The sequence below is a fragment of the Brenneria roseae subsp. americana genome, assembly GCF_003115815.1.
Taxonomy (GTDB): Bacteria; Pseudomonadota; Gammaproteobacteria; order Enterobacterales; family Enterobacteriaceae; genus Brenneria; species Brenneria roseae.
This window is the reverse complement of record NZ_QDKJ01000005.1, coordinates 232,867-249,350: the sequence shown is the minus strand read 5'-3', so window position 1 is coordinate 249,350 and position 16,484 is coordinate 232,867. Positions and strand designations below refer to the sequence as shown.

9 protein-coding genes are annotated in these 16,484 nt (G+C 57.2%); 3 read left to right on the top strand and 6 right to left on the bottom strand.

What is annotated here, in order from left to right:
* Positions 1–123 precede the first annotated feature (123 nt).
* From dhbA to B4923_RS08505, 4 genes are read right to left on the bottom strand one after another with little or no spacing between them, the layout of a single operon-like run.
* On the bottom strand, positions 124–882 hold the full coding sequence (gene dhbA / locus B4923_RS08520) for a 2,3-dihydro-2,3-dihydroxybenzoate dehydrogenase (RefSeq protein WP_109053919.1): 759 nt from the start codon (positions 880–882) through the stop codon (positions 124–126).
* On the bottom strand, positions 879–1,757 hold the full coding sequence (locus B4923_RS08515; protein ID WP_109053918.1) for an isochorismatase: 879 nt from the start codon (positions 1,755–1,757) through the stop codon (positions 879–881). Before B4923_RS08515 ends, dhbA begins: the two co-directional genes overlap by 4 nt.
* Positions 1,754–3,379, bottom strand: coding sequence for a (2,3-dihydroxybenzoyl)adenylate synthase (locus B4923_RS08510; RefSeq protein WP_109053917.1), 1,626 nt, complete (start codon positions 3,377–3,379; stop codon positions 1,754–1,756). Before B4923_RS08510 ends, B4923_RS08515 begins: the two co-directional genes overlap by 4 nt.
* Positions 3,376–4,566 carry an isochorismate synthase gene (locus tag B4923_RS08505; protein ID WP_425428606.1) on the bottom strand — a complete coding sequence of 397 codons (1,191 nt, stop codon included), beginning with the start codon at positions 4,564–4,566 and terminating at the stop codon, positions 3,376–3,378. Before B4923_RS08505 ends, B4923_RS08510 begins: the two co-directional genes overlap by 4 nt.
* Positions 4,567–4,743: 177 nt before the next feature.
* Between B4923_RS08505 and fepB the strand changes: the two genes are divergently transcribed.
* Complete coding sequence (gene fepB / locus B4923_RS08500; protein WP_109053915.1) at positions 4,744–5,757, top strand: Fe2+-enterobactin ABC transporter substrate-binding protein; 1,014 nt, start codon at positions 4,744–4,746, stop codon at positions 5,755–5,757.
* On the opposite strand, the gene entS is transcribed toward fepB, so the two are convergent.
* Positions 5,754–7,010: an enterobactin transporter EntS gene (gene entS, locus B4923_RS08495; RefSeq protein ID WP_109053914.1), complete on the bottom strand. Its 1,257-nt coding sequence runs from the start codon at positions 7,008–7,010 to the stop codon at positions 5,754–5,756. The two genes, fepB and entS, sit on opposite strands and share 4 nt — an antisense overlap.
* 136 nt (positions 7,011–7,146) lie before the next feature.
* Between entS and fepD the strand changes: the two genes are divergently transcribed.
* The gene (gene fepD, locus B4923_RS08490; protein ID WP_109054000.1) at positions 7,147–8,211 is read left to right on the top strand and encodes a Fe(3+)-siderophore ABC transporter permease; all 1,065 of its coding nucleotides are present in this window, start codon (positions 7,147–7,149) and stop codon (positions 8,209–8,211) included.
* Entirely contained in the window at positions 8,208–9,209 is a 1,002-nt protein-coding gene (gene fepG / locus B4923_RS08485; protein ID WP_109053913.1) for an iron-enterobactin ABC transporter permease, read from the top strand. The genes fepD and fepG overlap by 4 nt, the downstream gene beginning before the upstream one ends.
* 90 nt (positions 9,210–9,299) lie before the next feature.
* On the opposite strand, the gene B4923_RS08480 is transcribed toward fepG, so the two are convergent.
* Positions 9,300–16,469 carry a non-ribosomal peptide synthetase gene (locus B4923_RS08480; protein ID WP_109053912.1) on the bottom strand — a complete coding sequence of 2,390 codons (7,170 nt, stop codon included), beginning with the start codon at positions 16,467–16,469 and terminating at the stop codon, positions 9,300–9,302.
* Between the last annotated feature and the right edge of the window lie 15 nt (positions 16,470–16,484).

Genomic DNA, 16,484 nt, shown 5'->3' with positions numbered 1-16,484 from the left:
GCGTCAGGCGAAGCGGGAATTAAATCGTAAGCCGGCTATTTTCCCTGATTTAACGGCGAGACACAATCGGTGACTGCAAGCGGCGGAAATCGCGCCCCGCGCGCAATGCGCGTCGGCGTCGGGTTAGGCGCCCAGCGTGGCGCCGCCGTCAATAACGATATCCTGTAGCGTGATATGACCGGCGACATCGGACGCCATAAACAAAATGGCGTCGGCGATATCCTGCGGACGGGCGATTTTCCCCAGCGGAATGCCCAGTTTGAACTGGTCGGGAAAACCGTCGATGGTGGACTGCTCCCCCGCCGGCGACGCCCACATGCCGCGCAGCATGGGGGTGTCCGTCGAGCCCGGCGAGATCAGGTTACAGCGCACGCCGTACGGCGCCAGTTCAAGCCCCGCGGTCAGACATAGGCTGCGCACCGCCGCCTTGGACGCGCAGTAGGCGGCCATGCCTACGCGGGGAACGTGCGCGGCGTTGGACGCCACCGTCACAATGGCCCCGCCGCGCTGGCGCTGAAACTGCGGGATCGCCGCCTGCAACAGATTGAATACGCCGCCCGCGTTGACCGCCAGACAATCCTGCCAGTCCTGCTGAGTGAGCTTTTCCGTCGCGCCCATACGCAGAACGCCGGCGCCGTTGACCAGCACATCCAGCCGCGGCGTTTGCGACAGCAGCGCGGCGCAGCGACCGGCCACAGCGGCGGCATCGCGAATATCCAGCAGGCAGGGGGTAAAAGGCAATGCCGTATCCGGGAATGCCAGATCAAACCCCACCACCGCAGCCCCCGCCTCTGCGAAGCGGCACGCCGTTTCATAGCCGATGCCGCGACCGGCACCGGTAACCCATATCTGTTTGCCGCTGAAATCAAACCGGGCGCTCATGCTTCCTCCCGCTGCGGCTGCGACAACAACGCCAGCCAGTGGTTGACGGTCGGGGCTTTTACCAGGGCCACGAAATCCACATCGTGGCCCTGCTGACGCCAGCGGGCCGCCAGCGACATGATGCGCACGGAATCCAGCCCGTAATCCAGCAGGTTTTCGTCATCGTCCACCTCGCCGCAGTCATCATTGAGAAGCGGCAACAGCTCCGCCCGCAGACGGGACTTACCGTACCCTCGCGCGGCGGACTCATCCGCTACCAGTTGGTCGGTGGTGACCACCCGGGCGCAGCGGCCGGCGCTATAGCGCAGGGCCATCATATGCTCCTCCAGGGAGAAATCGGCCAGCGCGTCCGCCACCATAAAGGGTTTGATATCGCGCATAAACGCGTCGTTCGCCGTGGTGAGGCAGCCGATATGGGCATAAACGCCGCAGATAATCAGCTGATCGCGGCTAGCGTCGCGCAGCTGTTGTTCCAGGTCGGTGCGCACAAAAGCGCTATAGCGCCATTTCACCAGCACGGTGTCCGCGTCCTCCGGCGTCAAGGCGTCGGTGATTTTCTGCTGTTCGGGATAGTTATTCAGCCCCGGCCCCCACATATCGTTCAACAACGCCCGGTCGGCGGCGCTCTGATTATTCGGCTGGGCGGTGTAGAACACCGGAATGCCGCGCTGACGGCAAAAGTTTTTCAGGCGCGCAATATTGTCGATAAGCCGGGAGATCAGCGGGCTGTTCTCCCCCCAGAAATTAAGAAAGTAGTGCTGCATATCATGGATCAGCAACGCCGCCCGCGCCGTTTCCAGCGGCCAGCTCACCTTGTTATCGGGCAACGCCTCCGCCGACGGCAGAGGGTAGCTATTCAGTTTGGGAATACTCATGGATGACTCTCCTGCGGGATAAGCTGCTGCGCCATCTCGCGTAAACGCTGTTTATCAACTTTACCCACCGGCGTTTCCGGTAACGCCGGCAGACTGGCAAAACGATCCGGCAATTTGTAATCGGCAATGCCCTGCTCGCGCAGATGGCGGCGCAGCGCCACGGATTTGATCGCTTCCCGGCAAACGACGAAAGCGCAGCTTTTTTCCCCCATCAGCGGGTCGGGGATCGCCACCAGCGCGGCGTTGATCACCAGCGGATGACGTAAAAGCAGGTTTTCAATCTCCTCGGCGGCAATCTTTTCGCCGCCGCGATTAATCTGATCTTTCTCCCGCCCCACCACCTGCAGGTAGCCGTCCTCGCGCTGGATCACCACATCGCCGGAGCAGTAGAAGCCCTGTTCATCAAATACCTGCCGGTTATGCTGCGGACTGCGGTAATAGCCACGAAAGGTGTAGGGGCCGCGGGTCATCAGGCGCCCAGCCTGTCCGTGCGGTTGGGGGTTGCCGGCGGCATCGGCCACCCAGACTTCGTCATCCACGCTGATGGGGCACCCCTGGGTGGTGAAAATACGCTCATCGTCGTCGTCCAGCCGGGTGTAGTTCACCAGCCCTTCCGCCATGCCGAAAACCTGCTGTAGCTGGCACCCCAGTTCGCGGGGAATGCGTCGCGCCAACGCTTCATTCAGCCGTGCGCCGCCAACCTGCAAAAGCTTCAGGCTCCGCAATGCATGACGTTGTCCCGCCAGAGCAACTGCTTCCAGCCATAGCGTTACCGCAGGCGGAACCAGCGCAGTCACATTCACCTGATGCCGTTCGATCAACGGAAAACAGTGGGTGGCGCTGGGATCGGTCGCCATCACCACCGTTCCCCCCGCGTAAAATACCCCCAGCGCGCCCGGAGAACTTAACGGATAATTATGCGCGGCGGGTAAAGCGCACAGATAGCGGGTATTCGCATCAAAACGACAGATATCCACGCTGGCGCGGATGCTGTAGTAATAATCATTGTGCGTACGCGGGATCAGCTTCGGCGTGCCGGTACTGCCGCCGGAGAGTTGGAAAAAAGCGACCTCATCCGGCGGCGTCGGCGAGCATGCGTCATCGCTGTCCGTTTGCTGTAGCAGTTGTTGCAAATCGTATTCAGGATTTTCCTCACCGCGCAGGATTACATGCTGTAAATCAGGGCTGATGCGCCGTAACTCATCAATGAACGCGTCGTCATGAAACAGATTATGACTGCGATCGACAATCAGCAGCGCTGGCGTTATCTGTTCCACATAAGCGCTCAGTTCACTGCGCTGATGATTGAATAAGGCATTTACCGGCAGCACCCCAATACGCAGCAACGCGAAATAGGTCAGGTAAAACTCGGCGATGTTGCCTAGCTGCACCAGAGCCGTTTGTCCGCGTCGCACACCCTGTCGCGCCAGCGCCCCAGCCAGCCGATTAACGCTTTGGTTTAACTCGCGATAACTGAAGTGACGTTCGCCGTCGATCAACGCCAGCGCGTCACTGTCTTTATGCCGCAGGAAAATGTCGCACAACGGACGATCGATCCAATAGCCGCATGCGCGGTAGCGCTGCTCCTGCTCGGCAGGCCAGCGATTGAACTCAACGATCATGCGACACACTCCTGATCATTCGTCATGCCAAAGGCGCGCAGCATGGTGCTCAGCTTCACGCCGGTTTCATTCCATTCGCAAAGCGGCTGAGAATCCGGCACGATGCCGGCACCGGCGAACAGCGTTACGCTATTTCCACGCACCTCGCCGCAACGAATCGTCACCACCCATTCGCCGTTGCCCTGCGCGTCGCTCCAGCCGACAATGCCGCCGAATAATCCGCGTTCGAAGGGTTCAAGGCTGGCGATGAGTTGCCGAGCCGTATCGGTCGGGTAACCGCATAATGCCGGCGTAGGATGAAGCAAACAGGCCAACGACAATGCGCTGTCAGTTTCAGCAACCGCTTCACCGCTGATGGCGCTCGCCAAATGCCACAATGTGGCGGTAGAAAGCAGTTCCGGCGTTTCAGGTACATGCAATTGGCGACAGCAAGGCGTCAGTACCCGGCGCATCTCGTTAATCACCACCTGATGCTCATAACTATCTTTTACCGAATCCAGCAATTGTTGCCCCACGCGCCGATCCGCTTGCGAATCGATAGCCCGAGCGGCGGATCCTGCCAGCGGTTTGGAATATAACTGGCGGCCCGACTTACGTAACAACAACTCAGGACTGGCGCCCAGCAACGCGCCATCATCCAGCGGAACATAAAAGTGATAGGCGTCAGGTTCACGAGCGAGCAAGCGCGCTAACAGCACCCGATGATCGACCGGCGCGCTGAGTTCGATATCCAGCAGGCGGGATAGCACGACTTTGGTGATGTTGTCCTCTCGCGTCGCATTCACAGCCTGACTCACTAAATCGATAAAAACATCCTTGTCTGGCCGTGGTTGGGTTGTAACAATATCCGCCAATGGAGGACAATCATTGAGCGATGGCATGGTAAAATCGTCGCGGCAAAACCAGTGACTTTGCTGGGGAATAAACAGCGCCGAAGGACGCGAGGTATCAAAGGGGATGGCGCCGACAAGTACAGGTTCGGCAATACCTTCCGCTCTGGCACGCGCAAATGCTTGTTGCAGGGTTCGCTGAAATTCGCCAGAAGTATTAAAGCCATCTCTGGCGGGGGTCGCCAGTGACATAAAGCAACCCTGTGTATACAGGCTGCGGGAGAGCGAACTGAAAAAGAATCCTGAATCTGGCTTCCAAACGCCCCTCTCCTCTTGCGTAAAATTGTCCCTAATCAAACGGTACACTCGCAACCTCCCATATTATAAGAATGATAATGATTTTGATAACCATTATCATTATTAATTTAAGTAACAACTTAGAACGATGTTTCTGCATTGTCAATAATTGTCAATATAGGAAAGCTCGCTTCACGTTCCCGCATTTTATGTTTAATAGATAATGAGGTTTAAGTGATGAGAACGGCATTTTATTTACCGGCATGGCGCGGTGTGTTGCTGCCCTTGTTCGCATTGATACTGAGCGCCTGCGACGGACAAACCGACAGCGGCGTGGCGGCGGAACAGGGCAACATAACATCCAAAGGCTGGCCGCGGCAGATTCAGACCCTTGACAGCACCGTCACGCTTAAGGAACAGCCGCAGCGTATTGTTTCCACCAGCGTCACCGTCACCGGCACCTTGTTGGCGATTGACGCGCCGGTCATTGCCAGTTCCGCCACCAGCCCAGGCAGCCGTATTTCGGATAGTCAGGGATTCCTGCGACAGTGGAGCGCTATCGCCCTTGAGCGTAAAGTAAAAAAAATCTATGAAACCAAACCCAATGCCGAAGCGATCGCCAATGAAGCGCCGGACCTGATTGTGGTCGCCGCCACGGGAGGCGACTCCGCCCTGACGCTGCGTCAGCAGCTTAGCGCTATCGCGCCGGTATTGGTGATCAATTATGATGATAAAAGCTGGCAGGAATTGGCTCTTCAGTTGGGCTATGCGACCGGACACGAAGAGCAGGCTGAGGCGGTGATCGCGAAATTCGATAACCAGTTGAACGCCGTGAAGCAACGTTTGAATTTACCTCCGCAACCTGTCAGCGCCTTTGTCTGGCGGGAAGACGGCAAAGGCGCCAATTTATGGACCGCCGACTCTGCGCAAGGCCAGTTGTTGCAACAGTTGGGTTTCGAACTTGCGGCGATACCTGACGAGGTGCGTGGCAACTACAGTATGGGCAAGCGCAAGGATCTGGTGCAATTATCCGGCGAGAAGTTGGCCGACGGGCTGAACGGTAACACCTATCTGCTGTTTTCCACGGAAGAGGAGAGCGTCGGGCAACTGCTCGCCAACCCGTTCGTTGCCCATTTACCGGCAGTCAGAAACAAACAGGTTTACGCCATGGGTAACGATACCTTTCGTCTGGACTATTACAGCGCCAGTAATATGTTAGATCGGCTGGAAAAGTATTTTGCCGCGCATTAACCACCCGCCGATGATGCCCGTTGCGACGGAGTGGGATGTTCAAGCCGCCGCAATGACCCGGACAAGGTAGCCAGCGTGATGCCAGCCAGGGCTGCGCTCAGACCGAACAACAAACCGGAGGTTTGTAGCGACAATTGCGTCCCCATGACGCCAAGCAACAAAGCGCCAAATGCATCTCCCGTTACGGCCTGCGCTGTCCATAGCCCGTTAACACGACCCAACAATGCATTTGGCGTCAAACTTTGCACCAGAGTGAACTGCAACAACGAATTGATCGCGCTGAGATAACCATAAATTGCCAGACAGCACAGCGATAACACAAAATACGGCATCAAACTGAACAGACTGAGGATTAAAAATCCCGCCACCGCGGTGAAGATCATTAATCTACCGGGCCGCGGAGTTTGAGCTACCCGCCCGCTGGTAAAAGCCCCCAACGCCGCGCCCAACGGTATTGCCGAATACATCACGCCCAGATGCAACGCATCAATCTGCCAGCGGACAGCCAGTGCCGGAAACAACACCCGAACGGCGCTGGTCAGGCTGATCAGCATTCCCATCAACACAACGGCGCCGATAACCCGATTCTGTTTTAAAAAAATCATTCCCGCCAGCAGTGCGCGGCCTGGATGCTCCTTGGGCTGCGGCGGAGGGGGCATCGAAGGCAGACGTATTAGCGGGATCAGCGTTAACCAGGTTCCGGCGGCGGCTAACGCGTAATTCCATCCCACATCGCCCCAGGCGATAGTCATCCCCGCAATGGCCGGAGACACCACCGCGCCGAATCGTACTGTCAGCATACTGATGGCTCCTGCCGAACCAAGGTTTTCCCGCCCAACCAGCGCCGGCGTCGCGGCCATCAATGCCGTCATCCCAACCGCGCCGAAAAAGCCATCCCATATAGCAAGCAGCCATAGCAGGAGTAGCGAAGGTTCCGGCGCCAGCGTATTCAGGAATAAACCGGCGAATCCCACACCGCAGGTGCCGCGGGCGAACAGGATAAGATGACGACGATTATATCGATCCGCCATCACGCCGCCCAGCAACAGGCCGATAAACATACCGCCGCCAGCCAGCACCACCGCCAGCCCGATCTGAAGGGTCGAACCGGTCATTTGCTGGATCTGCACCGGCACCGCCACAGTCAACATCCCCAACGCCAGCACTGAGATAAAACGCGCGCAAAACAGCGCCCGAAAATCACGGTTATTTTTTAGCAAACTGAAATTAAGCAAAATGGAAGGTCTGTCCATAGCTTTTCCCCGGCGGTTGTACATTCCGATTGCGTCAATGAAAAATTAACGACATCGACCCCAGCGTTTTGTTCCTGATGAAGACATGTTAATATTATCAATATCAAATTATATTGATAATTATAATCATTTGCATATGCATTCCAATAAGACTCATTTTCCGCAGAGGGATAACGCAGACCGGATCCGCGCCTCTTTAAAGGGAACGATAGCGGGCAATTCGCGCTACGGTTTATCTATCGTCAGTCTGCTATTGATGTTGTGCTGTCTGCTCAGTTTATTCGTCGGCGCCAAAAATATTCCCTTTACCGACATCATCAACATATTGAGCGGTGATAATTCCCATCCCGACGGCACGATTATCCTTGATGCCCGTTTACCGCGCACGCTGGCCGGATTGCTGGCAGGCGCCGCGCTCGGCGTATCCGGGGCGCTTATCCAGGCACTGACACGCAACCCATTGGCCGACCCCGGCATTTTAGGCATTAATGCCGGCGCCAGTTTCGCGGTGGTCATCGGTATCGCTTTTTTTGGCGCCACGCTGCCCGAACAGTATCTGTGGTTCGCCTTTGGCGGCGCATTACTATCCAGCCTGGGAGTGTGGCTAATCGCGTTCCAGACGCGCGGAAAACCCAGTCCCGTTCGTTTAACGTTGGCAGGAGTCGCGCTCGGCGCAGTGCTGGCAGGTATGACCTCCGGCATCTCTCTGCTCGACCCACTGGTCTATGACCATGTTCGTTTCTGGGAAGCCGGTACTCTGGATATCCGCAGCATGCACATTATAAAAGTGATCGCGGCGCCGGTGTTGGCAGGGCTGACGCTGGCGTTATTGCTGGCTCGCGCCCTTAATGTTCTGGACATGGGAAACGATATCGCACAGGCGTTAGGCACACGAACAACCACGATCCAGATACTCGGTCTGATCGCCATCACGTTATTATGCGGCTCAGCCACTGCCGCAGTAGGCCCTATCGCGTTTATCGGTCTGATGGTACCGCATATCGCCCGTCGTCTGGTCGGGCCGGATCAGAAAAAAATACTGCCCTGGATACTGCTCCTGACGCCCTGTCTGTTGTTGATTTCCGATATGATCGGACGGGTTATTGTACCCGGAGAATTACGCGTTTCCATTGTCACCGCCTTTATCGGCTCCCCGGTATTAATTGCTCTGGTACGCCGACATGGAGGCAAAAGCGGATGATGCGGCACGGCCTGACTCAAAGCGCTCTGCGGCGGCGCGGATATTGCGGCATCATGGTGATGCTTTGCTTGATGCTGGCGGTACTCGCACTGATTTCAGGCGCAATGCCGCTCAGCATAGATCTGGTGCTGCGGGCGTTATGGGGCGACGCGCCCGCCAACATCGTCACCATTGTGACCCAGTGGCGTTTGCCTCGCGTGGTAATGGCGTTGATCCTCGGCGCGGCGCTTGGCGTCAGTGGGGCTATTTTTCAGTCACTGCTGCGCAATTCACTTGGCAGCCCAGACATTATCGGGTTTAACTCGGGTGCATATACCGGGGCGATAATGTCGATTATTCTGTTTAACGGCAACGAATTCAGTATTGCGGGCGGCGCTCTGGCCGGCGGCATTCTCTCCTCGGCGCTGGTGTGGCTGTTGACCTGGCATCAGGGAATTCAGGGCTTTAGGCTGATTATCATCGGCATTGCCATCAGCGCGTTACTCTATGCCATAAATACCTGGCTTATTATCTCAGCGTCGCTGGAATCAGCTATGTCAGCCGCGCTGTGGGGCGCAGGCTCGCTTAATGGCATTACCTGGAGTAAGGCGCTTCCCGCTCTGCTTTTTATTGCCATTGCCTTTATCTTGTCGTTATTGCTGACGCGACGAATGACGCTAATGGAAATGGGTGATGATACCGCCAGGGCGCTGGGCGTACCGGTAGAGCGCTCGCGGTTGCTGTTGATGGTCATCGGCGTTGCGCTGACGGCCTCAGCGACGGCCGCCGCCGGGCCTATCTCTTTTATATCCTTGTGCGCGCCGCAGATTGCTCGCCGCTTAAGCGGCGCTGATATCCCCTCCTTGCCGGCGGCCGCGTTAACCGGCGCCTTTTTATTATTGGCGGCCGATTTTCTGGCGCAGCGATTATTTTCACCTAATCAGTTGCCGGTCGGCGTCGTAACGGTTTGTATTGGCGGTCTCTATCTGCTGGTGTTGCTGACACGGGAATCCCGCTGAGGCTCCCGACAAAACTCATGCAACCTTATTCCGGCAGATAGTCTGTGTCGGGCGACGCGCCTTGCGCCACCCGACAAATAGCCAGGCAATTTACAATCTGGACAGTACCTTGTCGATCAGCGGCCCCAACTTAGCCAGCGAAGCTGGCGAGATAATATCAATATGGCAACAATCCAGTTCAAATACCTGTAATCGATCCACATACGGCGCCCAGGCCGCCTGTACATCCATACCTTCAGGAAGAGAACCTTTAGCGATAAACAACGTCGCCTCCCCTTGATAGCGAGCGGTACGGGTCTGCGACAACAAACGCACCGAGTCAGCGTAATTGGCCTCAATATCATCAAACATATCCCGCTTTTGCTGTTGAAGGGCGATATCCACCGTCTCCTCCGCAGCGGCCATAAACAAGTCGCGCTCATTGTCCACCTCCTGTCTGGCTTTTTCGTCCATGGATGCGGTCCAATCCTGAGTTTCCGGGGGATAAGTATCCAACAGACCGAGAAAAGCCACCGTTTCTCCCTGCGCCTGTAAGCGCCCGGCGATCCCCTGAGCGACGGTGCCGCCAAGTGAATAACCCATCAGATGATAGGGGCCGTGCGGTTGCACCCGTCGCAGATTGACCAGATGGTGTTCACAGACTTCATCCATCGTGGCGCAGCGGGCAATAGGTCCATCAGGACGCGGCGACTGCAAGCCGATAACCGGCCAACGCGACGCCAGATAACGAGGGAACACGCTAAACTGCCAGGCAAACCCGGAAGCGGGATGAATGCAGAACAGCGGGTTCCCTTCCCCGGTTCGCAGCGGCAAAACCTGATCGAATCCGGCACGCCGCATTTCTTCGTCGGCACGTTCGCCGTCAAGCAACTGCGCCAGTTTTTCCACGGTAGACGCAACCATCAGTTGTCCGACGGAAACGGGTTTATCCAGCGCGCGTCGCAGTTCCGCAGCCAGCCGCATCGCCAGTAGGGAATGACCGCCCAACGCGAAAAAGTCATCGGTGGCATTCACATTGTCCCGCTCCAGCAAACGGGAAAATAGTCCGGCCAGTTGCGTTTCCAGCCCCGGACGGGGCAGACGTCCTCGCTGACCGCTCTCCTCTGGTAAAGGCAACGCCTTGCGATCAAGCTTGCCGTTGGCGCTAAGGGGCAGAGAGGGAAGTATCACCACCGCGACCGGCACCATATGTGCCGGCAAACGCGAGGTCAGCGCAACGCGCAGGGCCTCGCCATCCAGTTGTGCCGAAGGTTCGGGTACGACATAACCGATCAACTGGCGAGCATCCGCCCCGGCCCTGGACCCGCTCCGACCCAATACACATGCCTGCACCGCGGACTGATGGACGCCCGGCAGTGCAAGCAACGCAGATTCAATTTCACCCGGCTCAATGCGCTGTCCACGTATTTTCAACTGGTCGTCACGGCGACCGAGATATTCCACCACGCCGTCCGGCAGCCAACGCGCCACATCGCCAGTACAGTACATGCGTTTTCCAACTGTCTCTGGATCCGCAACAAAACGACTGGCGGTCAGTTCGCGCCGATGCAGATAGCCCTGCGCCAGTTGTTCCCCGGTGAGGTAAAGTTCGCCAGCGATGCCCGGCGGTACTGGCCGCAACCAGGGATCCAGGATTCTCAGCCCGGTATTCCATACCGGGCGGCCAATAGGTACGCTGACGCCAGTCACCGCCGCCAGCGCCTGACCGCAAGCATTATGCCAACTGACATCGACCGCCGCTTCGGTCGGGCCGTAAAGATTATACAACGGTATGCCGGTCACCCTTTCCCAGGAGCGGGAGAGTTCGGTTGAAAGCGCTTCACCGCTACAGAAAACCCGTCGCAGGGTTGCGCAATTGCGCACGGCTTTTTCGTCGTCCAGCGCGTCAACAAAAGCAGCCAGCATTGAGGGAACGAAATGCATGGTGGTGACGCGGTGCTTTTTCGTCAACGCCATCAACGCCGACGGGTCGCGGTGCGCTTCCGGCGGCGCCATTACCAACGAGGCCCCGACCATCAACGGCCAGAAAAATTCCCATACCGATACATCGAAACTACACGGCGTTTTTTGCAACACCACGTCATCTGCGCCCAGCGGATACTGATGTTGCATCCACAACAACCGATTGACGATGGCGTTATGCGCAATCACCACGCCTTTTGGCCGACTGGTGGAACCAGAGGTGTAGATAATGTAGGCGGGATGATGGGGGGAAGGCGTCTGACGGCACGCAGGGAGATCGTGATTAACCGCCAGTCGGCTATCATAAGAAAAAATAGGCCCCGCACCATCGAAGCGTTCGCGTTGCGAGGGATCGGTGATGATCAACCGAGGTTGCGCATCATCGAGCATCAGTTGCAGGCGCTCATCAGGATAGCCGGTATCCAGCGGAAGATATGCCGCCCCAACTTCAACCACTGCCATTAACGCCAGCGACAGAAATACCGAACGCGGCAATGCTACCGCCACGGTGTCCCCGGGAATAACGCCCGCCGCAGCCAGATGCTGCGCGAGCAGCATTACCTGTTCGCGCACCTCGGCATAGCTCAAAGATTGAGTTTCATCCACCAACGCAACGGCTTGCGGCGAGCGGGACGCCTGGCGCGCCAACAGTCCGCTCAGGGTATCCGGCCTGACCTCATGCTCAGTTTGATTGGCGCGTCGCACGAGTCCTTGCTCTGACTCGCTCAGCAGCGACAGCGCGGCCAGAGGCCGCTCCGGTGTGACGACCAGTTGTTGAAGCAGCAGTTGCAGGCGCAACGCCACCGCCTCGGCATCCACCTGACCTGGGCGGTATTCCAGGTGCAGCGATAATATATCGCCGGGAACAGCCATCAGCGTCAACGGGTAATGCGTATATCCGTGATTACATACACTGGTGCAACGTACCTCGCCGAAAGGACGATTGAGTAACTCGCTTTCATCCGGGTAGTTCTCCACCACCAGCAAGGTATCAAACAGCGCTTCGCCTCCCGCCAGTTGTTGGATCTCGCCTAGCCCCAAATTGTCATGAGCCAGCAAATCGACTTGCCCTGGTTGTATTTGCGCCAACTGTTCCAACAAGGCGCGCTGGGGCTGCAACCGAATCCGAACCGGTACGGTATTACTGAATAAACCAATATGATCGCCAGTGCCTGCCGGTCCGGTAAAACGCCCGGATACCGGCGTGCCGAACACGATATCATCACGCCCGCTGATAGCGCTCAGCAGTGTCGCCCACACGCCCTGCAACAGCGTGTTCAGGGTCAGCCCCCACTTCAGCCGCAATGATTCCAGACCGTGTTGCAATTCGGGCGTCAACGTTATCGGCAGACGATGCATGGTTTCTTGCGTTGACGGAACATCACCGAACAGCACGCAAGGCGTCACGTCCGTCAGCGACTCGCGCCAGGCGGATTGCGCGGCGTCTTTGTTCCGCGCCGCCAATCGGGTTATCACCGTGGGATAATCCGCCTGCGGCGTCGGCAGAGAGGCCGCCATGTCGCCAAGCACAAATAGTAGTTCACGCAACATAATGGCTGAAGACCAACCATCAGCCACCAGATGATGAGCGACAATCAGCAGTGTTGACCGCCGGGAGGATAATTGCACCAGCACGGCACGCACCAACGGAGCATCGCTTCCGTCAATCAGCAAATCACACGCCAGTTCCTCTTGTTCGATACGTTGCAGGCTCTGCTGCTGTTCCTGTGCGCTCATACCGCTCAGATCGTACTGACGCCATGGCCAACTGCGTCCCATTGACCGCCGGGGCAAAACTTGCAATGGCGCGTCACACAGCGTGTTATCAAAACAGGCGTTAAGCTGCGGATGACGTTGCATCATGCTGTTCAGCGCCGCCTTTATGCGCGAGACCGTCAGCGCGCCTTCGAAATCAAAGCGGCTTAATGCATTGTAATTGCCGGTTCCGTCTCGCAGTTGGGCATGGAACAATAATCCCTGCTGTAACGGCAAGGTCGGTAATACCCAATGGACGGGGCCGTATTTAGCGTTGACGTGCGCCATCAGCGCCTTATCATCCGCCAGCAGCGGCAATGTCGAAGAATTATCGCCATCCTGCCAGACGGTCATGACGGGCGCCATCGCCAGCGGTGTACGCAGGGAAAAAATATCCCTTGCTGACAACTGGTAACCCGCCTGTCTTAGATTGTTGGCCAGCATCATGGCTGAAATACTGTCGCCGCCTTGCAGAAAGAAATCGTCATCCGCGCCAAAAGCCTCAAGACGCAATACTGTGGCGATGGCATCGCACAACAGTCGCTCACGGGCATTTTGCGGCTGTTGCGGTTGTAATAGTTTCGCTTTAGGCTGCGGCAACGCGCGACGATCGATTTTCCCGCTGCTGTTGACCGGCAACTGCGGCAGCACCACAAGTTGACTGGGTAGCATGTATTCTGGAATACGTTCTCGCAGTCGGGCATAAAGTCGTTCGCTGATCCACTCAGGTTCCTCTGCCAACGCCGCCTTCACCGCGCAATATGCCACCAGTTGATTACGGCCTTCCGTTTCACGAACCACTATCGCTGAGCTTTCCACCTCCGATAATGCCGATAGCGCGTTTTCCACCTCGCCCAGTTCGATTCGATAACCACGAACCTTAACCTGATCGTCGATGCGGCCAACGAAATCAAGCTGGCCGTCAGCGCGCCAGCGAACCAGATCCCCGGTGCGGTAAAGCCGCTCGCCCTTGCCGAATGGCGAAGCGATGAACCGGGAGGCAGTCAATCCCGCTTTGCCAAGATAACCGCGCGCCAGCCCTGCTCCGCCCAGATAGAGTTCGCCGACCGCCCCTATCGGCAGCGGCTGCAATCGGCCATCCAGAACCCAGACGCACATGCCTGGCACCGGACGGCCAATAACAGACTCCAACGAGTCCGCCGGATCGCCAATCACACTGTCAACCGTACATTCCGTCGGGCCGTAATAATTGCGCGCCGCCACCTGTGGATACTGCTTCAACTGCTGCCAGAGCGCAGAGGATACCGCCTCGCCGCCCAGCAGGATCATCAATGGCCGATGCTTGTCCGATGTCAGTAAACCGGTGGCCAGCAGTTGCGTCAGCATCAACGGCGTCACTTCAATAATGTCGGTGCGCTGGCGTTGGATGGCCGTTACCAGCGCCAGCGCATCACGGCGAGTATCGTCATCAAACAGATCCATTATCTGACCATCCATCATCCCCAACAGCGGATCCCAACTGGCGTCAAATACCCAGGCGGCACTGTGTCCGGTATGTAACCGTCGGCGCTCCCCTTTGTCTGACAATATCCTCGCCGCCGAGGAAAATGCGCCGGCCCGGTGGACATTTAGCAGATTGAGCAACGCGCCATGGGTGTTCATCACCCCTTTTGGCCGTCCGGTGGAACCTGACGTATAGATAATGTAAGCCAGATGCTCGCTGAGGAGCGGGAACCCACGCTCAGCATCGTCCGGCGGCAGATCGCTGAATGTCGTCAGACACACGCTGTCCAGACACACAGCGGGTATCGACGTAAAAGCGGCAAAGCGCGGACGTAACGCTTCAAGAGTAATCAACCGATCAGGCTGACTCTCGCCAATCATCATCGCCAGTCGCTCCGGCGGAGAGTCCGCATCCAATACCATGATCACCTGACCGGCCATCATCACAGCCAGCATCGCCACCACGCAGTCAGGCCCGCGCGGCAGCAGAATAGCCACCGGCGATTGAGGCGTTCCATCAAGCAACAGACGCGCCAACTGGGATGCCCGTTGACGCAACTCTAGATAGCTGATGCTCTCATCTTTCCAGCGCAACGCGACGGCTTCAGGCTGCTGCGCGCATTGCCGCATAAAAGCATCCAGCACCGTGGTTTCGTGCTCAATGCGCTGGGCTGCGCCGCCATCGCTCCAGTGAGACAGCTTGTCTAGCGCCGTTTCATCCAGCAGACCGGCCTCCCCGATCGGCAGCGAGACATTGCTGGCGAACTGACGAAGCAACAGCGGCAAACAGGCGGCATAATGCGCCAACTGTTCCGGCTGGTAACGTGCCTGGTTTGCCAATAGTTCCACGCTCAGCGCGCCGGACTCATCAATATAAAGATCGATCTCAAGATCGCTGACCGGCCCCGACGCTAATTGGTGCGTCATGGCCTTAGCACCGTGGAACTCAAGTTGATAATCGAATAATTTGATATTAAAGGTTGGCCCCATCAATCCCTGGCTTTCACCGATGCGGCCAAGATCGCGCAAGAGTTGCTCGCCATCATAGGCCTGATGACGCCGTATCGCCTTAAGCTCCGCAGCCACGGTACGCGCCACATCATGTAATGTCGCGTCGGGATCGGCATGAATCGGCACGGGCAGGACATTCACCACCGGGCCGATGGCATTTAATGCCTGCGATCCCATACGGCGCATAAAGGTAAACCCCGCAGTGTAGGCCATTCTGCCGCTCAGACGCCCTACCCAGACCGCGATCAGCGCCAATCCGATTTCCGTGGCGCTTAATCGCGTTGTCAGCGAGGGAACCGTCAGCCGCGTAAAATCATCGGCATCCAGGCGCAGCGAATGACGTAAGATATGCGGCGAGGGATGACTATCAGACATTGGCCGCGCCGCGAGACTGACAGGCGGCGGCAATTGTTGACATTTGTCCAACCAAAACAGCCTGTCGCGCGTGCAGGTAGCGGTATGCGACTCGTCAAGATACTCCCGCACGACGGCGGAAAAAGGCGTAAACGGCGACGGGCCGGCGGTTCGGCCATCACAGCGAGCGTGGTAGATATGGGCAATTCTGCGGGTCAGGGCGGTAAAACTGAAACCATCGACCATTAGATGATGATAACGCTGATACCAGAACCAACGCGCCGGGGCAGTACTGAGGCGGAACAGGATATGGCGGTACAGAATCGCTTCGCCGCCAGCTCGCAGATTGCCTGACAAATCTTCACGCATTATTGCGAGCGCCGCAGTAGGCGCATCTGCCTCATGGCTAAGATCAATGAATTCGGGGCGGGGTAAATTACTGTCGTCCTCTGCTCCCGGCAGGATCTGAACCACCTCACCATCACGTTCTTCAAAACGCGCTCTGACAGTATCAGCTTCCATCAATCCTTGACGGATCGCCTCAAGCATGAGGTCCGGCTTCAATTCACCCCTGATTTCTACATAATGGGCCACCGCGAAAGTATTCGACCAGGGCGAAAGTTGATCGGCAAACCAAATGCCCGGCTGGGCGGCCACCAACGGCAACACCTGCAACGAGGTGCTGGTATCAGGGGAGAGGGATGTATCGGTCATGGACTAAAATCTCCT

Coding starts and splice junctions, on each gene's coding strand:
- dhbA (WP_109053919.1), bottom strand. CDS start 882: ATGAGCGCCCGGTTTGATTTCAGCGGCAAACAGATATGGGTTACCGGT.
- B4923_RS08515 (WP_109053918.1), bottom strand. CDS start 1,757: ATGAGTATTCCCAAACTGAATAGCTACCCTCTGCCGTCGGCGGAGGCG.
- B4923_RS08510 (WP_109053917.1), bottom strand. CDS start 3,379: ATGATCGTTGAGTTCAATCGCTGGCCTGCCGAGCAGGAGCAGCGCTAC.
- fepB (WP_109053915.1), top strand. CDS start 4,744: ATGAGAACGGCATTTTATTTACCGGCATGGCGCGGTGTGTTGCTGCCC.
- entS (WP_109053914.1), bottom strand. CDS start 7,010: ATGGACAGACCTTCCATTTTGCTTAATTTCAGTTTGCTAAAAAATAAC.
- fepD (WP_109054000.1), top strand. CDS start 7,147: ATGCATTCCAATAAGACTCATTTTCCGCAGAGGGATAACGCAGACCGG.
- fepG (WP_109053913.1), top strand. CDS start 8,208: ATGATGCGGCACGGCCTGACTCAAAGCGCTCTGCGGCGGCGCGGATAT.
- B4923_RS08480 (WP_109053912.1), bottom strand. CDS start 16,469: ATGACCGATACATCCCTCTCCCCTGATACCAGCACCTCGTTGCAGGTG.